Below are 3,524 nucleotides of genomic sequence, written 5' to 3' on the forward strand. Positions count from 1 at the left end.
GGATGCGCGTCATCCGGTGGCGCAGCTTTGCCCGAAGAAAAAGCACTGGCAGCACAGCGCTCGTTTGCAGGGGCCGCGCGGCGGGAGGAGACACCCAACGCACGGCTTCCGAAGGTCGGATGTTCCTGATGACTCGCACAAAACCAAAGCAAAGGAATTTGACATGACGAACGCTTTCAACCGCCGCCAGATCGTGAAGACGGGCGGCTCGATGATCGTGCTGGGCGCCGCCGGCGGCGTGGCCGGCCTGGCCCGCGCGCAGGACGGCGCCACCGTGAAGCTCGGCCTGCTGCACTCGCTCTCGGGCACCATCGCCATCGCCGAGGCCTCGCTGGTCGACGCCGAAAAGCTGGCCATCGAAGAGATCAATGCCGCCGGCGGCGTGCTGGGCAAGAAGATCGAGGCCGTGGTCGAAGACGGCGCGAGCGAGAACTCGGTGTTCGCCGAGAAGGCCCGCAAGCTGCTGGAGCGCGACAAGGTCGCGGCCATCATCGGCTGCTACACCTCGGCCTCGCGCAAGGCGCTGCTGCCGGTGCTCAACCAGGCCAAGGGCCTGCTGTTCTACCCGACCTACTACGAAGGCCAGGAGCAGGACAAGCGCGTGTTCTACCCCTCGCAGGAAGCCACGCAATCGGTGATCGCAGCCGTGGAATGGATGGCGCGCGAGAAGGGCAAGAACTTCTTCCTCGTCGGCTCCGACTACATCTACCCGCGCACCTGCAACAAGATCGCCAAGCCCGCCATCACCAAGGCCGGCGGCAAGGTGCTCGGCGAAGAGTACGCACCGCTGGGCCACACCGAGTTCTCGTCGATCATCAACAAGATCAAGGCCGCCAAGCCCGACTGCATCTACAGCACGGTGGTGGGCGGCTCCAACGTGGCCTTCTACAAGCAGCTGCGCGCGGCGGGGCTCGACGGCACCAAGCAGGTGCTGCTGTCGACCGTGGTGTCCGAGAACGAGATCGACGGCATCGGCAAGGACAACGCCGCGGGCTACTACGCCTGCATGGGCTACTTCCAGAGCATCAAGTCGCCGGCCAACGAGAAGTTCGTGAAGGCCTTCAAGGCCAAGTACGGGCAAGACCGCGTGATCGGCGACCCGATGGAGGTGGCCTACAACAGCGTGTACCTGTGGAAGCTGGCGGTGGAAAAGGCCAAGTCCTTCGAGGTCGACAAGGTCACGGCCGCCGCCGCGGGCGTGGAGATCGAAGCGCCCGAAGGCACGGTGCGCGTGCACGCCACCAACCACCACGTGTGGAAGAAGGTGCGCGTGGGCCGCGCGCGGCCCGACGGGCAGTTCGACATCGTGTGGGAATCGCCGCAGCTGGTCGAGCCCAACCCCTTCCCGAAGGTCTGAACGCGATGAACTTCGACATCGCGGTGATGCAGGTGTTCAACGGCGTGAGCCTGTTCACCATCCTGCTGCTCATGGCGCTCGGGCTGGCCATCGTGTTCGGCCTGATGGGCGTCATCAACATGGCGCACGGCGAGCTGATGGCGCTGGGCGCCTACATGACCTACCTGGCGGCGCGCTTCTTTGCGCACTTCGCGCCGGGCTTCATGGACCTGTACCTGTTCGCCGCGATTCCGTTCGCGTTCGCCGTGACCTTCGCGTTCGGCTATGTATTGGAGCGGGGCTTCATCCGCTTCTTCTACGACCGCCCGCTCGATACCCTGCTGGCCACGTGGGGCCTGAGCCTCATGCTGCAGCAGGCTTACCGCTCCATCTTCGGCGCGCAGGAAGTGAGCGTGCCGCTGGCCTCGTGGCTGGCGGGGGCATGGGAGCCGACGGCAGGCATCCAGCTGCCGCTGAACCGCATCTTCATCGTCGGGCTCACGGCCCTCGTCGCGGTCGGCGTGTATCTGCTGCTGTACCGCACGCCCTGGGGGCTGAAGGTGCGCGCGGTGACGCAGAACCGCGCCATTGCCGGCGCGGTGGGCATCGACACGCACCGCGTCGACGCGATGACCTTCGCGCTGGGTTCGGGCCTGGCGGGCATCGCGGGTGCGGTGTTCACGATGATCGGCTCGACCAACCCCGGCACGGGCCAGCTGTACATCGTCGACTCGTTCATCGTGGTGGTGTTCGGCGGCGTGCAGAGCCTCATCGGCACCGCGCTCTCGGGCTTTGCCATCGCGCAGTCGCAGACCTGGCTCGAGTACCTCATGAGCGGCTCGATGGCCAAGGCCACGATCCTCCTGCTGGTGATCGCGGTGCTGTACTTCCGGCCCAACGGCCTGTTCGCCACGCGCGCGAGGAGCTGACGCATGCACGGTCTTTCTCCTCAACGCACACGCGACATCGGCGCGATGGTGGCCGTGCTCGTGCTGCTGGCCGTGGTGCTGCCGCTCACGCTCGACCCGTTCCGCCTGAACCTCATCAGCAAGTACCTGGCCTTCGCGTTCGTCGCGGTCGGCGTGGTGCTCACCTGGGGCTACGGCGGCGTGCTGAGCCTGGGCCAGGGCATGTTCTTCGGCCTGGGCGGCTACATGATGGCGATGTTCCTCAAGCTCGAAGCCTCCGCGCCCGAGCTGCCGGACTTCATGGTGTGGAGCAGCGTCGAGCAGCTGCCCGCGTGGTGGCAGCCCTTCCACTCGCTGGGCTGGACGGTGGTGGGCATCCTCGTGATTCCCGCGGTGCTGGCCTATGTGTTCTCGTACGCGATCTTCAAGCGGCGCGTGAGCGGCGTGTACTTCGCGATCGTCACGCTGTCGCTGGCGCTCACGCTCACGGTGGTGGTGGTCGGCCAGCAGGGCGACACCGGCGGTGCCAACGGCATCACCGATTTCCGCACGCTGCTGGGCTGGGACATCGCCACCGACGAGGCCAAGCGCACGATGTACTTCGTCGAGGTGGCGGCCATCGCGCTGGTGATGATGGTGTCGCTCGCCATCGTGCGCAGCCGCTTCGGCAAGCTGCTGATCGCCATCCGCGACAAGGAAGATCGCGTGCGCTTCAGCGGCTACAACACGGCGCACATGAAGGCCTTCGTGTTCGCGGTGGCAGCCGTGCTCTCGGCCATCGGCGGGGCGTTCTACAGCCTGCAGGTGGGGCTGATCGCGCCGGGCGTGATCGGCGTGGTGGCCTCGGTCGAGATGGTGATCTACGCCGCGGTCGGCGGGCGACTGTCGATTCCGGGCGCGGTGATCGGCGCGCTGCTCATCGGCTTTCTCAAGTCGTACCTGTCGGAGACCTTTCCCGAGGGCTGGCTGTACTTCCTCGGTGCCGTGTTCATCCTCGTGGTGTGGGCGATGCCGAACGGGCTTGCCGGCCTGGGCGAGAAGCTGATGCGCGGTCGCAGCACGGAGGTGGCGCCATGAACGCCACGATGACGATGCCCAACGGCGGCATGCCGCAGGCGGCTGCGGCGTTCTCGCACTCGAACGAGCAGATCCTGCGCATCGAAGACCTCACCGTGTCCTTCGACGGCTTCAAGGCCGTCGACGGGCTGAGCCTTTCGGTCGAGCGCAACGAGCTGCGCGTGATCATCGGCCCGAACGGCGCGGGCAAGACCACGCTGCTC

4 protein-coding genes are annotated in these 3,524 nt (G+C 66.2%); all 4 read left to right on the forward strand.

Translation table 11 applies throughout. The features are described from left to right. The first annotated feature begins 163 nt into the window (after positions 1–163). Positions 164–1,357, forward strand: a complete 1,194-nt coding sequence (gene urtA, locus AAG801_RS41045) for an urea ABC transporter substrate-binding protein (RefSeq protein ID WP_341893620.1) — start codon at positions 164–166, stop codon at positions 1,355–1,357. A gap of 5 nt (positions 1,358–1,362) precedes the next feature. Continuing rightward, positions 1,363–2,265 (forward strand): urea ABC transporter permease subunit UrtB, encoded by a 903-nt coding sequence (urtB, locus tag AAG801_RS41050; protein WP_341893621.1) that lies wholly within the window; start codon positions 1,363–1,365, stop codon positions 2,263–2,265. Between the two features lie 3 nt (positions 2,266–2,268). Beyond that, on the forward strand, positions 2,269–3,321 hold the full coding sequence (gene urtC / locus AAG801_RS41055) for an urea ABC transporter permease subunit UrtC (RefSeq protein WP_341893622.1): 1,053 nt from the start codon (positions 2,269–2,271) through the stop codon (positions 3,319–3,321). Positions 3,322–3,350: 29 nt separating this feature from the next. Further along, positions 3,351–3,524, forward strand: a 174-nt coding sequence (locus AAG801_RS41060) for an ATP-binding cassette domain-containing protein (protein WP_341893623.1), incomplete at its 3' end; no start/stop codon positions are given.

The sequence above is a fragment of the Variovorax sp. YR752 genome, from assembly GCF_943372545.1.